Genomic DNA, 225 nt, shown 5'->3' with positions numbered 1-225 from the left:
CTGGGCGAGACGGTCGAACAAGGCCTCGTACAACCGGCTGCCGACTCCCTTGCCCGCGATGCCCGGGGCGGTGTAGATGGAGGTCTCGAACGACGCGGCGTAGGCGTGGTGGGGTCGGAACGGCGACGTCTCGGCGTAGCCCACGACCCGGCCGTCGACCTCGGCGACCAGCAGCAGGTGGGGCCCGTCGACCACACGGTCGCGGAAGCGCTGCTGCCACTCCGC

The 225-nt window shown here is 71.6% G+C and carries 1 protein-coding gene; it reads right to left on the bottom strand.

Features of this window, described 5'->3' with window-relative positions; genetic code table 11:
* Positions 1-225: GNAT family N-acetyltransferase (locus KR546_RS17160; protein ID WP_238445944.1), on the bottom strand; the 225-nt coding region annotated here is incomplete at both ends.

Source organism: Salsipaludibacter albus, from assembly GCF_019798055.1.
Classification (GTDB): domain Bacteria; phylum Actinomycetota; class Nitriliruptoria; order Nitriliruptorales; family Nitriliruptoraceae; genus Salsipaludibacter; species Salsipaludibacter albus.
This window is presented reverse-complemented; position numbering and strand designations above follow the sequence as displayed.